General features: G+C 73.3%; 16 protein-coding genes. 11 read left to right on the top strand and 5 right to left on the bottom strand.

Annotated features, from left to right (window positions below):
- The first annotated feature begins 10 nt into the window (after positions 1-10).
- Entirely contained in the window at positions 11-721 is a 711-nt protein-coding gene (locus tag BMW78_RS01300) for a lysophospholipid acyltransferase family protein (RefSeq protein ID WP_342707682.1), read from the top strand.
- Positions 718-1,716: an NAD(P)H-dependent glycerol-3-phosphate dehydrogenase gene (locus BMW78_RS01295; protein ID WP_091755654.1), complete on the top strand. Its 999-nt coding sequence runs from the start codon at positions 718-720 to the stop codon at positions 1,714-1,716. Before BMW78_RS01300 ends, BMW78_RS01295 begins: the two co-directional genes overlap by 4 nt.
- Positions 1,717-1,787: 71 nt before the next feature.
- Here the strand turns inward: BMW78_RS01295 and BMW78_RS01290 are convergent, their stop codons facing one another.
- Positions 1,788-2,885 (bottom strand): trans-sulfuration enzyme family protein, encoded by a 1,098-nt coding sequence (locus tag BMW78_RS01290; protein ID WP_091755652.1) that lies wholly within the window; start codon positions 2,883-2,885, stop codon positions 1,788-1,790.
- Between the two features lie 71 nt (positions 2,886-2,956).
- Here BMW78_RS01290 and BMW78_RS01285 point away from each other — a divergent pair, with 71 nt between their 5' ends.
- Positions 2,957-4,090, top strand: coding sequence for a D-alanine--D-alanine ligase family protein (locus tag BMW78_RS01285; protein WP_091755650.1), 1,134 nt, complete (start codon positions 2,957-2,959; stop codon positions 4,088-4,090).
- Between the two features lie 33 nt (positions 4,091-4,123).
- Here the strand turns inward: BMW78_RS01285 and BMW78_RS01280 are convergent, their stop codons facing one another.
- Positions 4,124-4,555 carry a DUF3515 family protein gene (locus BMW78_RS01280; protein ID WP_245735601.1) on the bottom strand — a complete coding sequence of 144 codons (432 nt, stop codon included), beginning with the start codon at positions 4,553-4,555 and terminating at the stop codon, positions 4,124-4,126.
- 116 nt (positions 4,556-4,671) lie between these two features.
- Positions 4,672-4,905 (bottom strand): Lrp/AsnC ligand binding domain-containing protein, encoded by a 234-nt coding sequence (locus BMW78_RS01275; protein WP_091756479.1) that lies wholly within the window; start codon positions 4,903-4,905, stop codon positions 4,672-4,674.
- A 140-nt stretch (positions 4,906-5,045) separates the two neighbouring features.
- Here BMW78_RS01275 and thiL point away from each other — a divergent pair, with 140 nt between their 5' ends.
- Entirely contained in the window at positions 5,046-6,017 is a 972-nt protein-coding gene (thiL, locus tag BMW78_RS01270; protein WP_091755648.1) for a thiamine-phosphate kinase, read from the top strand.
- Positions 6,018-6,126: 109 nt separating this feature from the next.
- On the opposite strand, the gene rpmB is transcribed toward thiL, so the two are convergent.
- Complete coding sequence (gene rpmB / locus BMW78_RS01265; RefSeq protein WP_056922510.1) at positions 6,127-6,321, bottom strand: 50S ribosomal protein L28; 195 nt, start codon at positions 6,319-6,321, stop codon at positions 6,127-6,129.
- 164 nt (positions 6,322-6,485) lie between these two features.
- On the opposite strand from rpmB, the gene BMW78_RS01260 reads away from it, so the two are divergent.
- From BMW78_RS01260 to rsmD, 3 genes are read left to right on the top strand one after another with little or no spacing between them, the layout of a single operon-like run.
- Positions 6,486-8,165 (top strand): DAK2 domain-containing protein, encoded by a 1,680-nt coding sequence (locus BMW78_RS01260; protein WP_091755646.1) that lies wholly within the window; start codon positions 6,486-6,488, stop codon positions 8,163-8,165.
- The gene (locus BMW78_RS01255) at positions 8,162-10,390 is read left to right on the top strand and encodes an ATP-dependent DNA helicase RecG (RefSeq protein ID WP_342707681.1); all 2,229 of its coding nucleotides are present in this window, start codon (positions 8,162-8,164) and stop codon (positions 10,388-10,390) included. The genes BMW78_RS01260 and BMW78_RS01255 overlap by 4 nt, the downstream gene beginning before the upstream one ends.
- Positions 10,391-10,417: 27 nt before the next feature.
- A complete protein-coding gene (gene rsmD, locus BMW78_RS01250; protein ID WP_091755644.1) occupies positions 10,418-10,993 on the top strand; it encodes a 16S rRNA (guanine(966)-N(2))-methyltransferase RsmD in 576 nt (191 codons plus the stop codon).
- Positions 10,994-11,106: 113 nt separating this feature from the next.
- On the opposite strand, the gene BMW78_RS01245 is transcribed toward rsmD, so the two are convergent.
- On the bottom strand, positions 11,107-11,400 hold the full coding sequence (locus tag BMW78_RS01245; RefSeq protein ID WP_091755642.1) for an iron-sulfur cluster assembly accessory protein: 294 nt from the start codon (positions 11,398-11,400) through the stop codon (positions 11,107-11,109).
- A 204-nt stretch (positions 11,401-11,604) separates the two neighbouring features.
- On the opposite strand from BMW78_RS01245, the gene BMW78_RS01240 reads away from it, so the two are divergent.
- The 4 genes from BMW78_RS01240 to BMW78_RS01225 all read left to right on the top strand — a co-directional run bounded on the left by BMW78_RS01240 (position 11,605) and on the right by BMW78_RS01225 (position 15,504).
- Positions 11,605-12,162: a hemerythrin domain-containing protein gene (locus tag BMW78_RS01240; RefSeq protein ID WP_091755640.1), complete on the top strand. Its 558-nt coding sequence runs from the start codon at positions 11,605-11,607 to the stop codon at positions 12,160-12,162.
- Between the two features lie 67 nt (positions 12,163-12,229).
- Positions 12,230-12,727, top strand: a complete 498-nt coding sequence (coaD, locus tag BMW78_RS01235) for a pantetheine-phosphate adenylyltransferase (protein WP_425439033.1) — start codon at positions 12,230-12,232, stop codon at positions 12,725-12,727.
- On the top strand, positions 12,724-14,817 hold the full coding sequence (locus BMW78_RS01230; RefSeq protein WP_342707696.1) for an acyltransferase family protein: 2,094 nt from the start codon (positions 12,724-12,726) through the stop codon (positions 14,815-14,817). Before coaD ends, BMW78_RS01230 begins: the two co-directional genes overlap by 4 nt.
- 102 nt (positions 14,818-14,919) lie before the next feature.
- Positions 14,920-15,504 carry a YceD family protein gene (locus BMW78_RS01225; RefSeq protein WP_091755634.1) on the top strand — a complete coding sequence of 195 codons (585 nt, stop codon included), beginning with the start codon at positions 14,920-14,922 and terminating at the stop codon, positions 15,502-15,504.
- Position 15,505 lies beyond the last annotated feature (1 nt).

The raw sequence follows: 15,505 nt of genomic DNA, 5'->3' as shown, positions 1-15,505 counted from the left end.
CCGACTGGCCGTGTGGATCCTCAGGCCGCTGCTGATGGCCCTCACCAAGCGGGACTGGCGGGGTGCCGAGCACCTCCCGACGTCGGGTGGCTTCGTCGTGACGCCCAACCACATCTCGCACGTCGACCCGCTGACCTTCGCGCACTTCATGCTCGACAACGGCCGGCCCGCCTACTTCCTCGGCAAGGAGTCGGTCTTCCGGGTGCCGGTGGTGGGCGCGATCGTGCGTGGCGCCCAGCAGATCCCGGTCTACCGCAACACCGGTCGGGCCGTCGACGCCTACCGCGCCGCCGTGGCCGCGGTCGAGGAGGGCAAGTGCGTCGGCGTCTACCCCGAGGCGACGCTGACCCGCGACCCGGGCCTGTGGCCCATGGTCGGGAAGACCGGAGCCGCACGGATCGCGCTGGCCACCCGGTGTCCCGTGGTGCCGGTCGCGCAGTGGGGCCCCCAGGAGATCCTGGCGCCCTACTCCAAGAGGCCGCACCTGTTGCCGCGCAAGACCATCCACGTGCTCGCCGGCCCGCCGGTGGACCTGTCCGACCTCTACGACCGGCCGCAGGACGCCGAGGTCCTCCGCGAGGCGACGGCGCGGATCATGGCCGCCATCACCACCCAGCTCGAGCAGCTGCGTGGCGAGCAGGCCCCGGCGGTGCGGTTCGACGCCCGCGCCCTGGGCCTGCCGCCCACCGGCAACTTCCGCAAGAAGGGGGGCCGTCCGTGACCACTGCTGCGGTGTTCGGCACGGGCAGCTGGGGCACGGCGTTCTCCGCCGTGCTCGCCGACAGCGGCACGTCGGTGCGCATGTGGGGCCGGCGGCCCGAGCTGGTCGACCAGATCAACGCCGGCAGCAACGAGGACTACCTGCCCGGGATCCGCCTTCCCGAGGGCATCAGGGCGACCACCGACCCCGCGGAGGCCGCCGAGGGCGCCGACATCGTCGTGCTGGCGGTGCCGTCGCAGACGTTGCGGCACAACCTCGAGCGCTGGGCGCACCACCTCCCGCGTGATGCCGCCGTCGTCTCCTTGATGAAGGGCGTCGAGCTCGGCACCACCAAGCGGATGAGCGAGGTGATCGCGGAAGTCGGCGGCGTCGAGTCCGAGCGCATCGTCGTGGTCTCCGGCCCGAACCTCGCCGGGGAGATCGCGCTCAAGCAACCGGCCGCCAGCGTCGTGGCCTGCACCGACCACGCCACGGCGGAGCGGGTCGCGGACGCCTGCTGGTCCACCTACTTCCGGCCCTACACCCTCACCGACGTCGTCGGCTGCGAGATCGGTGGCGCCGTGAAGAACGTCGTGGCGCTCGCGGTCGGCATGGCCGAGGGCATGGGCATGGGCGACAACTCCAAGGCCTCGCTCATCACCCGCGGGCTGGCGGAGACCACCCGGCTCGGCGTCGCGCTCGGCGGCGACCCGGCCACCTTCGCGGGCCTGGCCGGGGTCGGCGACCTCGTGGCCACCTGCTCCTCACCGCTGTCGCGCAACCGCACCTTCGGGGTCAACCTCGGGCACGGCATGGCCGTCAAGGAGGTCGAAGCGGTCACGAAGCAGACCGCCGAGGGCGTGAAGTCCTGCGACTCGATCCTCCAGCTGGCCCGCGAGCACGACGTCTACGTGCCGATCATCGAGCAGGTCGCCGCCGTCGTGCACGAGGGCCGCACGCCCCAGCAGGTCGTGGAGTCACTGCTGTCGCGGGCCCGCAAGCACGAGCTCGAGTAGCGCCGGTCCGGCGCGCCGCCGGCGGCATGTCGACCCGTTCCGCCACGACAGCAGCCGTCAGGCTGGGTCGCTCAGCCCCGCAGGGCCTGGTCGAGGTCACGCCAGAGGTCCTCGACGTCCTCGACGCCGACCGAGAGGCGGAGCAGCCCCTCCGGCACGGTGTCGGGCTCCCCGGCGTGGCGGCGGCGCCGCTCCACCTGCGACTCGACGCCGCCGAGGCTGGTCGAGTGGGTCCAGAGCGCGGTGGCCGAGGCCACGCGTTCGGCCGCCTCCGCACCGCCGCTCACCTCGATGCCGAGAATCGCCCCGAAGCCGGGATAGCGCACCCGGTCCAGGCTCGGGTGGCCGTCCAGCCGGGCCGCCAGCTCGCGCGCGTTGGCCGTGGCGCGCTCGACCCGCAGGTGCAGGGTGCGCAGGCCGCGCAGGGCGAGCCAGGTCTCCATCGGGCCCGCGATCGCCCCGTGCAGCAACCGGTACCGCGACAGCCGCGCGTGCAGGGCTCTGCCCGACTCGGTCGGTGCCGTCACCAGCGCGCCGAGGATCACGTCGGAGTGCCCGGCGAGGTACTTCGTCACCGAGTGCAGCACCACGTCGGCGCCGAGAGAGAGCGGCTGCTGCACGAGAGGGGTGGCGAAGGTGTTGTCGCACACCGTGAGCACGCCGCGCTCGCGGGCCGCGGCACACAGCGCCTCGACGTCGAAGACCTCGAGCATCGGGTTGGTCGGCGACTCGACCCACAGCATCGCGGCACCGTCCAGGAGCTCGCCCACCGCCCCGACCTCGTCGGCATACAGGCGTCGCACCACCACGGCGCCGCTCCCGGCGAGCTCGTCGAGCAGCGCCGTCGTGCCGTTGTAGGCGTGGGCGGGCACGACCACGGTGCCGCCGTGCGGCACGAGGCCGACTGCAGCGGCCACCGCGGCCATGCCGGAGCCGAAGACCAGCGCCTCGCCGCCCTCGAGGGAGCCGAGCGCCTCCTCGAAGGCCGACCAGGTGGGGTTGCCGCCGCGGGCGTAGTTGACCGGGCCGTCGGCGATGTAGGTGGAGGAGAGCTCCAGCGGGGCGTTGACGCCCGCGCCCGGCCGGCGCTCCTGGCGGCCGAGGGCGACGAGGCGGGTGGCGGCGGCGAGCTGCTCGGCTGCCGGCCCGGACGAGTGGTTGGCGGTCACCGGGCCAGAGTAGGAGAGGCAGCGCGCGCCGGGTCGGGCGCACCGGAGTGTGGGCGCTACGCTCTCGGGCGATGACCTCCCAGCCTGACGCCCCCCGCAAGACCCGTGTCGCGCTCGTCTTCGGCGGCCGCTCCTCGGAGCACGCCGTGTCGTGCTCGACCGCGGCCGGCGTCATGCGCGCCATCGACCGCGACGCCTACGACGTGATCCCGATCGGCATCGCCCGCGACGGCCACTGGGTGCTCATGGACGGCGACCCCGCCCAGCTCGAGCTCACCGCCGGCCACACGCCGGAGGTGCAGCCGACCGAGGCCGGTGTCGTCGTGCCGCTCGGCAGCACGCAGCGGACGCTGACGGTGCAGGAGCCCGGCCGGGTGCCGGACAGCCTGGGTGAGGTCGACGTCGTCTTCCCGCTGCTACACGGCCCGTTCGGCGAGGACGGCACCATCCAGGGGCTGCTCGAGCTCGCCGACATCCGCTACGTCGGCTCCGGCGTCCTCGCCTCCGCCGCGGGCATGGACAAGCACTACATGAAGGTGGTCTTCCAGGGGGCCGGGCTCCCGGTGGGGCCTTATGCTGTCGTGACCGACGCCCAGTGGCAGCGCGACAAGGCGGCCGCCATGGACGCGGTCGCCTCGCTCGGCTTCCCTGTTTTCGTCAAGCCCGCGCGGGCCGGCTCCAGCATGGGGATCACCAAGGTGAGCGACCCGCAGGACCTCGAGGCGGCCATCGAGGCCGCCCGCGAGCACGACCCGAAGGTCGTCGTCGAGGCCGCGATCGTCGGCCGCGAGATCGAGTGCGCGGTGCTGCAGGGCCGCGACCACCAGCCCCCGCGGACCTCCCAGGTCGGCGAGATCGAGGTCGACCACGACGGCGGCCACGACTTCTACGACTTCGAGGCGAAGTACCTCGAGGAGCAGGGCGTCACGCTCAGCTGCCCGGCCAAGGTGCCCGACGAGGTGGCTGCCGAGGTGCAGCGGCTGGCGGCCGCGGCGTTCGAGGCGCTCGGCTGCGAGGGCCTGGCCCGGGTCGACTGCTTCTACACCGACCGCGGCGAGGTCGTCATCAACGAGATCAACACCATGCCGGGCTTCACGCCGCACTCGATGTACCCGCAGATGTGGGCCGCGTCGGGCCTGTCGTACCCCGAGCTGATCGACGAGCTCATCCAGCTCGCGCTCGCGCGCCGGACCGGCCTGCGCTGACGCCTCGACCCGGTCGCTGACGACCTGACCGGGTCACTTGCAGCTGTGGCCGTTGGCGGGCAGCGCCTTGGCCGCGGCCCCGAACGCGGGCAGCAGCAACGGCTCCGGCGCGTAGGCGTTGGGCACCAGGACCTCGATGGCCGGGTCGCGCCCGAACGTCGTGAACACCGCACCGTCACTGGCCTTGCGGACCACCCAGTCGACCCCGTTGACGTCGAGGCACTGCTCGGTGGTCGGGGCGAGGGCGCTCAGGCCGCAGCGGGCGATGACGGGCGGGTCGCCCCACGCCGCCACGGCGTCGCTGCCGGCCGTGGTCTCCACCCTGTCCTGGCCCGACACCGTCGTCGGCCAGTGGCTGGCGGCCGCGGTGCAGGCGGGCGACCCGGCCTGCGGTGGCGCCGTCACCTCGACGGCCGAGGAGCAGCCGGTCAGCAGGACCACGCCCAGCCCGGCGAGCAGCGCCACGGCGCGGGCAGGACGAACGAAGCCACCGGCCGCTCCGAGGAAGCGACCGGTGGCCGTGGGACGTGGGGCACGCGCGGCACGCGGCCGCGGTGCGCGCTGGGCACCCAGGAGTGCGCTCAGACGTGGACGACCGTGCAGGTCAGGGTGCGGGTGATGCCCGAGACGTCCTGGATCTTGGCGATCACGAGCTTGCCCAGCTCGTCGACCGTGTTGGCCTCGACGCGGGCGATCACGTCGTAGGGGCCGGTGACGTCCTCGGCCAGGACCACACCTTGGATGCCGGCGATGGACTCGGCGACGGTCGCCGCCTTGCCGACTTCGGTCTGGATCAGGATGTAGGCCTGCACCACCACGGGACACCTCACTGCAGTCGGGTTGGACGTGGGCCCTCGACGAGCAGGTCCCACGGGGAACCAGCCGGGCGGGGGCCCGGCCACGCCAGACGCTACCGTCTCGGTGGACCGCCCGTCTCCCCAAGGAAGGTGAAGTGATGGTCACAGAGGCCCAGACCCTCGGTGAGGTGTCGGAGGAGGGCCTGCTGCGCTCGATCTTCCCCTTCTTCACCCTCCAGCCCGGCCTGCTGGTCGGGCCCGGCGACGATGCCGCCGTGCTCGCGACCTCGGGTCGGGTGGTGGCCACGACCGACTCGATGGTCCGAGGCCGCGACTGGCTCGACGAGTGGTCGAGCGCCGCCGATGTGGGCGCCAAGCTCCTCACCCAGAACCTCGCCGACGTGGCGGCCATGGGCGGCACCCCGACCGCGGTGCTGGTGACGCTGATGGCCGACCCCGCCACCCCGGTGGCCTGGGCCCGCGACCTCGCCCGCAGCATCGGCGAGGGCGCAGCCCGGGCGGGCGTGGCCGTCGCCGGGGGAGACCTGTCGTCGGCCCCGGCCGAGGTGCTGGTCGTCTCGATCACCGCGCTGGGCGACCTCGCCGGGCGCCAGCCCGTGCTGCGCAACGGCGCCCACGTCGGCGACACGGTCGCCGTGCGCGGCACCCTCGGGCGCTCGGGCGCAGGCCTGGCCCTGCTGCAGCGGGGCGGTGACGCCGTCGGCCCGCCGAGCGGCATACAGCAGCAGTGCCTCGACCACCACCGGCGGCCGACCGCGCCCCTGGCCGCGGGAGTCCAGGCAGCGGCCGTGGGGGCGACCGCCATGATCGACATCTCGGACGGGCTCCTGCGCGACGCCGACCGCGTCGCGCGGGCCAGCGGTGTGTGCGTCGCCCTCTCGGGTGCCGCCCTGCGCCCGCACGTCGAGGCGCTGGTGCCGGCGGTCGGCGACGCCGCCGCGCGCGAGTGCGTACTGAGCGGCGGCGAGGAGCACAGCCTGCTCGCCACCTTCCCGGCCGGGTCGGTGCCCGCGGGCTGGCAGGTGCTCGGCGCCGTGGCGCCCGGTTCGGGGGTCACCATCGACGGGGAGCCCCAGCAGCCGCGGGGATGGGACCACTTCCACCAGTGACCTGCGAGCAACCAGGGACCTGGGAGCAGGGACATGCGGAAGCAGGGACATGCGAAAGGCCGGTCTCCCCGAGGGGAGACCGGCCTTCAGCGGTGTGCGGGTCGGCTGGTCAGCGCTTGACCTTGCCGGCCTTGAGGCACGAGGTGCAGACGTTGAGACGCTTCGGGGTCACACCCGCGTCGCCCACCAGAGCCTTCACGCGCTGGATGTTGGGGTTCCAGCGACGCTTGGTGCGGCGGTGCGAGTGCGAGATGTTGTGACCGAAGCCCGGTCCCTTGCCGCAGACGTCGCAGTTGGCAGCCACGGGTGATCTCCTGATTTCGATACGAACAAACTCGGTGGGATCCCGGGCAGCCTCGAATGAGGGCAGCCCATGGGAACCGGTCAAGAGTAGCCGAGAGCGGGCGCCTCGACCAAAACGGCGGCAATGCCCACGGCCCTGACGGGGTCAGGCACTAGCCTGCCACCGTGCTGGAACGCCTCACCGCCGCCGACGTCCGCCGCTGGGCGGTCGTGGCCCGAGCGGCGTTCGCGGCCCGTCGCGCGGAGATCGACGCGCTCAACGTCTTCCCCGTGCCCGACGGCGACACCGGCACCAACCTCTACCTCACCTTCGACGCCGCCCTCGACGCCGTGCGCTCCCGGCAGGAGCAGCGCGGCATCCTCGGAGAGGCCACCCTCGAGCAGGAGTGCACCTCCCTCGGCGAGGCCATGCTGCTCACGGCGCGGGGCAACTCGGGGGTCATCCTGAGCCAGCTCGTGCGCGGCTTCGCCGAGGCCGTCGCCGAGAGCGGCGCCGAGTCCGCCGACGGCGTGCTCGTCGCCGAGGCGCTGGCCCGCGCCAGCGAGCGCGCGTGGAAGGCGGTCACGCACCCGGTCGAGGGCACCATCCTGTCGGTGTCGCGGGCCGCCGCCGAGGCCGCAGCGGGCCTCACCGGCCTCGGTGAGGTCACCGAGGCGGCCCTGCGGGGGGCCTCGGAGGCGCTCGCCCTGACGCCTGCACAGCTCCCGGTGCTCGAGGCCGCGGGGGTGGTCGACGCCGGTGGGGCCGGCTACGTCCTGTTGCTCGAGGCGCTCGCCCGGGTGGCCCACGAGGACGGTCCGGCGCTGCCGACGGGAGCCGTCGCGTTCGGTGACGAGTCGTCGCTGCGCCGCCGTCCCGACTGGGCAGCCCATGGCGCGGTCGTGCAACCGACCGAGGGCGAGGGCGCCACGGCGCGGGGCGAGACCCTCGGTGGGGCCGGTGGCCCGGCCTACGAGGTGATGTACCTCCTCGCGGACAGCGACGAGGACCGCATCGAGACGCTGAAGCACACCCTCGACGCCCTCGGCGACTCGCTCCTCGTCGTGGGCGGCCCCGACCTGTGGAACGTGCACGTCCACGTCGACGACGCCGGGGCCGCGATCGAGGCGGGCATCCACGCCGGCCGCCCCTACCGCGTGAGGGTCACCCACTTCGGCGACCAGGCGGGCCGGCGCCCGGCCAGCGACGTGGCGGTCGTGGCGTGCGCCGCCGGTCCCGGCCTGGCGGCGGTCTTCACCGACGCCGGGGCCCACGTCGTCGAGAGCGGGCCGGGCCGCAGGGCGTCGGCCGGGCAGCTGCTCGAGGCGGCCCGCGACGCCCACGCGCTCTCGGTGATCCTGCTGCCCAACGACCGCGACACCCTGCTCGCCGCCCAGGCCGCCGCCTCGGCCGGGGAGCAGGAGGGCATCGACATCGCCGTCGTGCGCTCGCGCACCGCCGTGCAGGGGCTGGCCGCCATGGCCGTCTTCGACCCCACGCTGTCCGCCCAGCGCAACCTCCCCGAGATGATCAGCTCGGCCTCCGCGACCCGCCACGGGGCGGTCACCATCGCCAGCAAGGACGCGCTGACGAGCGCGGGTGAGTGCCGGCGCGGCGACGTTCTCGGCATCGTCGGGGGCGACGTCGCGGTGGTCGGGCAGGACCTGCTCGAGGTGGCCCGTGAGGTCATGCGCCGGCTGCTCTCCAGCGGCGGCGAGCTCGTGACCATCGTGGCCGGCGAGGACGCCCCGCACGGCCTCGCCGACGACCTCGCCCGCTGGGTGGAGGGCGGCCACCGTGACGCGGAGGTCTCGCTCATCGACGGTGGGCAGCCGCACTACCCGCTGCTGCTGGGGGTCGAGTGAGCCCGGTGTCCGGCGTGGTCGACGAGTCCACCAAGCTCTCGAAGCTGCTCGGTGCGCGGTCCGCCGGGCCGCTCGAGCGCGCCCGAGACCTGCACACGGTGGGCGACCTGCTCGAGTTCTGGCCGCGGCGCTACCTCGAGCACTCGGCCGACCTGTCCAACCTGCACGTCGGCATGTACGTCGTCGTGGTCGCGAGGGTGAAGACCTCCGGCACCCGCCGGACGCGCAACGGCAAGGAGATGTTCGAGGCCACCATCACGGATGGCAGCAACGACCTCGACCTCGCGTTCTTCAGGCCGTACGGGCACCGCGACGTCCTGCTGCCGGGGGTCACAGCGCTCTTCGCCGGCACCGTCGGGATCTACAAGGGGCGATGGCAGCTGGCCCACCCGGCATACCAGCTCATGGAGGGCGGCCTGGGGCCGCACGGCACCGACCGCGGACCCATCCCGGTCTACCTACAGGTGAAGGGCATGCAGAACTGGGCGGTGGCCGAGTGCGTGCGCATCGTGCTCGACCACCTCGACGACGAGGGTGTGCCCGAGACGCTGCCCGCGAAGGTGCGCCTGCGGCACGGCCTGCCGGGACGGCTCGACGCGCTCAAGGGCATCCACGTGCCGACCGACTTCGCCCAGGTGCAGCGGGCCCGCCACCGCCTGCGCTACGAGGAGGCCTTCGTCTTCCAGACGCTCCTGGCACAGCGACGGGCCCGGCAGGCGGCCGAGCGCACCCGGGCGCGCTCCCCGAGGGAGGGCGGCCTGCTCGCCGCCTTCGACGCCCGGCTGCCCTTCGAGCTCACCGCCGGCCAGCGAGCGGTGGGCGAGACCCTCGCGGAGGAGCTGGCCCGCGACGTGCCGATGCACCGGCTGCTGCAGGGCGAGGTCGGCTCGGGCAAGACGGTGATCGCGCTGCGCGCCATGCTCGCGGCCGTCGACGCCGGGGGACAGGCCGCGCTGCTCGCCCCGACCGAGGTGCTCGCCGCGCAGCACCACCGGTCGATCACCACGATGCTGGGCGACCTCGCCCAGGGCGGCATGCTCGGCGGCAGCGAGATCGGCACCCGCGTCGCGCTGCTGACGGGCAGCCAGTCGGCGCCAGCGCGCCGGCGGAACCTGCTCGACGCCGCCAGCGGTGACGCCGGCATCGTCGTCGGCACGCATGCCCTGATCCAGGAGCACGTGCAGTTCCAGGACCTCGCCCTCGTCGTCGTCGACGAGCAGCACCGGTTCGGCGTCGAGCAGCGCGACGCCCTGCGCGGCAAGGGAGCCCAGCCGCCGCACGTGCTCGTCATGACGGCCACCCCGATCCCGCGCACGGTCACGATGACCGTCTTCGGCGACATGGAGACCTCCACCCTCACCGAGCTGCCGAAGGGCCGCTCACCGATCACCACCCACGTCGTGCCCGCGGACAAGCCGGCCTGGGTGCAGCGCACCTGGGAGCGGATCGCGGAGGAGGTGCGCTCCGGGCGCCAGGCCTACGTCGTGTGCCCGCGGATCGGTGACGACGGCCCCGCGCCTTCCGGCTCACCCGACGACGAGGAGCTCGCCGACGCCGAGGCGGCGGAGGGTGAGGAGGCGGCTCCGCGGCCGATGGCCGGCGTGTATGCCGTGGAGGCGCTGCTGCGCGAGAACCCCGCCCTCGAGGGGCTCACCATCGGGGTGCTGCACGGGCGGATGGCGCCGGAGGACAAGGACGCGGTCATGGCCTCGTTCAACCGCGGTGAGGTCGAGGTGCTGGTCTCGACGACCGTCATCGAGGTGGGTGTCGACGTGCCGAACGCGACCGTGATGGTGGTCATGGACGCCGACCGCTTCGGCGTCTCGCAGCTCCACCAGCTCCGCGGCCGGGTCGGGCGCGGGCAGCACCCCGGGCTGTGCCTGCTCATGACGGCCACCGACGCCGAGGGGGCCCTCGAGCGGCTCGACGCCGTCGCCGGCACGACCGACGGCTTCGAGCTCGCCCGGCTCGACCTCGAGCTGCGGGGCACGGGCGACGTGCTGAGCGCCCGCCAGAGCGGCGGCGGTCGCTCCAGCCGGGGCATGGGACGGGGCAGCTTCCGGTTCCTCTCGCTGGTCCGCGACGAGGAGGTCATCCTCCAGGCCCGCGACGACGCCAGCGCCCTCGTGGCACGCGACCCCGACCTCGCCGACCACCCCGAGCTGCAGGCGGCGGTGCGCGAGTGGGTCGACGAGGAGCAGGCCGCGTTCCTGGAGCGCGGATGAGGCGCGCATGAGCCAAGGACCCGCAGCATGACCCGCATCATCAGCGGCCGCGCCGGTGGCCTGCGGCTGCAGACCCCGCCGGGCAGTGGCACCCGGCCGACCAGCGACCGGGTGCGCGAGGCGCTCTTCTCCCGGCTGGAGCACCTCGACGTGCTCGCCGGGGCAGCGGTGCTCGACCTCTACGCCGGCTCCGGCGCCCTGGGCCTGGAGGCTGCGAGCCGCGGCGCCACCTCGGTGGTGCTGGTCGAGTCGGACCGCACGGCCGCGGCGGTCGCGCGCCGCAACGCCGCGCAGACCGGCATACCGGGCATCGCCGTGCGGGCGGCGACGGTCGAGCGCACCCTCGCCACCGCCCCCGCCGAGCCTGTCGACGTGGTGTTCATCGACCCGCCCTACGACATCGGTGAGGACGTGCTCGAGCACGTGCTGACCGCGCTGGTCGAGCAGAAGTGGCTCTCCGACGACGCCCTCGTCGTGGTGGAGCGCTCGTCACGGTCGCCCGAGCCGCGCTGGCCCTCCGGGCTGGAGCGCGAGGGGGAGCGACGCTACGGGGAGACGCGCGTCTGGTTCGCCGGCGTGCCGGAGGCCGACGGAGTCGCCTGACAGCGCGGCCCGACGGAGTCGCCTGACAGCGCGGCGCGACGGATTCGCCGAGGATGCGACGAGACCCCCATCCCGGTGGTCCGGGGTGGGGGCCTCGTCGGTGGTGCGGGCCGTCAGGCGGACGGCGCGATGCTGAACTGCACGGCGCCCGACTGGTCGACGCTGGCGTCGAGCACCTGGTCGCCCAGGGCGACCGCGGCGGTCTCCTCGAGGTAGACCTTGGCGCCGTCCTTGTCGACGACCTGGTCGCCGGGCTCGCCGGCTTCGACGGTGGTGACCGCGAGGGCGCCCTGGGGGGCTCCCTCGGCGGGCTCGGCCGAGAAGCGCAGACCGGCGTCCTCGCTGCCGCCGTTCTGCTCCACGATGGCCTTGACGATGTTGCTGGCGTTGTCGGTCAGGGTGAGCACGTCGCTCCCTTACTCGATTGAGGACACGAGACTCCACCGTCTCGAATCGCCTGTCCTGACACAAGAATCCGGTCCACGCTGTCCACCCAGCGGACGGGGCCGTCGCGTGCACCGCGCTGACCTGCACTGATGTCCTCACATGCTGTTGTCGTCGTCACCGGCGCTGGACGCGCGGCGTCCGTGGGCCTGTCGCAGGATGTGCCCATGACGCAGATCGAGATCCCCCGACCCACGTCCGGCGACGTCGTCGAGCTCATCGTCGAGGACCACCGGCTGTTCGAGTCGCTGCTGCGCGAGCTGCGTGACGCCACCGCCGACCGCGAGGCTGCGCGCGAGGCCCTGTCGAACGTGCTGATCGCCCACGGCGAGGCCGAGGAGACCGAGGTCTACCCCAAGCTGAGGACGAAGGACGCCATCAGCGACCACGAGGCCGAGCACGGCGAGGAGGAGCACGCCGAGGGCAACGAGAAGCTGCTCGCGCTGCTGGAGTGCAAGGGCACCGACACGCAGAAGTTCGACGACGCGGTGGAGGAGCTCGCCGAGGCCCTCAACCACCACATCGGCGAGGAGGAGCAGACCATCCTCAACCCGGCCCGCACCGAGGTCTCCGAGCAGGCGCGCCAGGACCTCGGCGAGAGGTGGGCCGCCATGCGCAACCGGCTCCTCGACGAGGGCTGCGGCTCGGTCGAGAACGTGCGCCGGATCGTCGAGGAGGCCCACGAGGAGGGCCTGCTCCCCGCCGACGACGAGGACGAGAGCTGAGCGGCTCCTCGGGCGACCCCAGGAGCGGGTTCACCGGGCCGGGGCCCACCCGTCCTCCGCTGCTAGGTTGCCGCCTGTGACCAGACGGTGTGTGTGCCCCGGCTCCTACGACCCGGTGACGCTCGGCCACGCCGACGTCATCGAGCGCGCCGCACGCCTCTGGGACGAGGTCGTGGTCGCCGTGCTGCACAACCCTGCGAAGGCCGGGATGTTCAGCCCGGAGGAGCGCCGGAAGCTGCTCGAGGACGCCGTCGGGCACCTCCCGAACGTGCGGGTCGAGGTGTTCGCGAACCGGCTGCTCGTCGACGTGTGCACCGAGGTCGGCGCCGAGGCCATCATCAAGGGGCTGCGCGGCGACACCGACTTCGCCTACGAGCTGCCGATGGCGCTGATGAACCGGCACCTCACCGGCATCGAGACGGTGTTCCTGCCCGGTGACCCGCGCTTCGCGCACATCTCGAGCTCGCTCATCAAGGAGGTCGCCCGCCTCGGCGGCGACATCTCGGGCCTCGTCGGCGACGGGGTCCGTGACGCGCTGCTGGCGCGCCTGCAGACGGAGAGCTGACCCTGGCGCGCCCGCCTCGGCCGGAGGGTTTCCGGCCCGACATCGAGGGCCTGCGGGCGGTGGCCGTCCTGCTGGTGATGGTCTACCACGCCGGCCTGCCCTTCCTCCCGCACGGCTACCTCGGCGTCGACGTCTTCTTCGTCATCTCCGGCTACCTCATCACCAGCCTGCTGCTGCGCGAGCTCGCGGCCACCGGACACATCTCGTGGCCGCAGTTCCTCGCCCGGCGGGCTCGCCGGTTGCTCCCCGCGGCGATGCTCGTGCTGGTCTTCATCGCCACCACCACCTGGCTGCTGATCCCGGGCCGCCGCGGCCGCGAGATCGGCGGCGACATCGTCGGGGCCGCGCTGTACGTCGTGAACTGGGTGCTGGCCGGCCGCTCGGTCGACTACCTCGCCAAGGACACCCAGCCCTCGCCGGTGCAGCACTACTGGTCGCTGGCGGTCGAGGAGCAGTTCTACGTCATCTGGCCGCTCTGCCTCGTGCTCCTGGTGTTCGTCCTGCGGCGCTTCCGCCCCCGCGTGCTCGCCCGCGGCCCGGGCCACAGCCCCAGCCTGCGGGCGGTCGGGGTCCTGCTGGCCGCGATCGCCGTGCCCTCCCTGGCGTACTCGGTCTGGCACACCATCACCGTGCCGGCCCACGCGTACTTCGCCACCACCACCCGGGTGTGGGAGCTCGGCGTGGGGGCGGCGCTGGCGATCTGGGCCGTCGACCAGCACCCCCACCGCGTGCGCTTCGGGGGTGTGCTCGGCTGGGTGGGCCTCGCCGTCGTCGTCGGCACCGCCTTCCTGCTGCCCGACACGGCCGGCTGGCCCGGCGCCTGGGCGCTGCTGCCCACCCTCGGCACGGCGGCCGTGATCCTCTCCGGCTGGGGGGAAGGGTCGCAGGGGCCGGGCCGCCTGCTCAGCCTGCGACCGCTGGTCTGGGTCGGGGGCCTGTCGTACTCGCTCTACCTCTGGCACTGGCCCCTGCGGGTGTTCGCCGACGAGCTCTGGCCGGGTGGGACCGCCCGCGCCTGGGCGGTGCTGCTGAGCGTGGTGCCCGCCTACCTCGGTTACCGCCTCGTCGAGCGCCCGGTGCACCACACCCCCCGGCTGGCGCGCAGCACCCGGCGCTCGCTCACGCTGGGAGCCTCGCTGTCGCTGGTGGGCGTGCTCGCCGGCATACCCCTCATCACCGCTCCGGCGGTGTTCCAGACCAAGCCGCCCACCGGCGCCCTGCCGCCCCTGGAGCAGCTGGGCGCCGGCACCCTGGGCGAGACCCCCAGCGCCGACCCGGCCGACTACGCCGTCGACGACTGGGGCTGGCTCACCCCGGACCCGGAGCGGGCGGGGGAGGACCGGCCGTCTGCCGACGTCGACCGCTGCCAGGTCGACGAGCGCACCTCCACACCGGTGCGCTGCGAGTTCGGCGTCAAGGACGGCCCGCTGACCATCGCGCTGGTGGGTGACTCTAAGGCCCTGCAGTGGCTGCCGGCGCTGGAGCGGGCCGCCCCCGGCCAGGGCTGGCGGATCATCACCTACGGCAAGAGCTCGTGCGCCTTCGCTGCGGGAACGACCGAGCTGTCGCGGGCGCACTACCAGTCCTGCGACGACTGGAACGAGGCGGTGATCCGCCAGCTGGTCGCCGACCCCCCGGACCTCGTCGTCACCTCGACCCAGGCCGACGCCGCCCTGCGGGGCGACAAGGTCAGCCGGTCGGCGCTGGTCGACTACCTCGCCCGCCGCTGGAAGGGCCTGCAGCGGGCCGGCGTGCCCGTGGCCGTCATCGGCGACAACCCCGGCTCGCCGTCCGACCTCGACAGCTGCATGGCCCGCAACCCGCGGCACCTGACCCGCTGCGCCTTCGACCGCGAGACGGCGCTGGCCAACACCGGGCTCGACGCCCAGCGTGCCGCCGCGCTCAAGGCGCCCGGCGTCGAGCTCATCGACCTCACCCCCTGGATCTGCCCCGTCGAGCGGTGCCCCGTCGCGATCGGCCACGTCGTCATCCACCGCGCGGGCGACCACATCACCGCCACGTATGCCGCGACACTGGGCCCGCAGATCGCCCGCCAGCTCGAGGCGGTCATGACCAGGGAGAGACGCTGACCCGAGCGCATTTGGGAAGGTGGCAGGCGCTCCGGTAACCTGAGCGGTCGGTCTACGTCCCTGCTGTGACGACGGCCGAGTCCCTCGACACGTACTGGAGCCATGAACCACCTCAACGCCCGATCGCCGCTGGTGTTCGACACCAAGAGCCTCGGACGCCGACCCGGTTCCATGGCAGAGGTCCAGCGCACCGTCGAGGCGCCTGCACACCTCGGCACGGACGTCATCGCGGTGCAGGAGGGTCAGCCGGTCAGGCTGGACCTCCGGCTCGAGTCCGTCATGGAGGGCGTGCTGGTGACCGGCTCGGCCACCGCCACCGCGACCGGCGCCTGCGTGCGGTGCCTGGACCCCGTCGACTACCCCGTCGACGTGCGGTTCCAGGAGCTGTTCGCCTACGCCGACCGCGCGGCCCACCACCGCGAGGTGGGGGACAGCAACGACGAGGCCGAGGAGCACCAGCTGGTGGACGACCTGTTCGACCTCGAGCCGGTGCTCCGGGACGCGGTGGTGCCATCGCTGCCGTTCCAGCCGGTATGCCGGGAGGACTGTCCCGGGTTGTGCTCCGAGTGTGGAGCACACCTGGCCGACGACCCGGACCACCACCACGAAGTGATCGACCCGCGATGGTCCGCGCTGCAGGCGCTGACCACCGACACCCCGAGCAACACCGAAGAGAAGAGGAACTGAC

It is taken from the genome of Pedococcus cremeus (genome assembly GCF_900111375.1).
Classification (GTDB): domain Bacteria; phylum Actinomycetota; class Actinomycetes; order Actinomycetales; family Dermatophilaceae; genus Pedococcus_A; species Pedococcus_A cremeus.
Note: the sequence above shows the minus strand (reverse complement) of the source record. Positions and strands in the feature narration are given on the sequence as shown.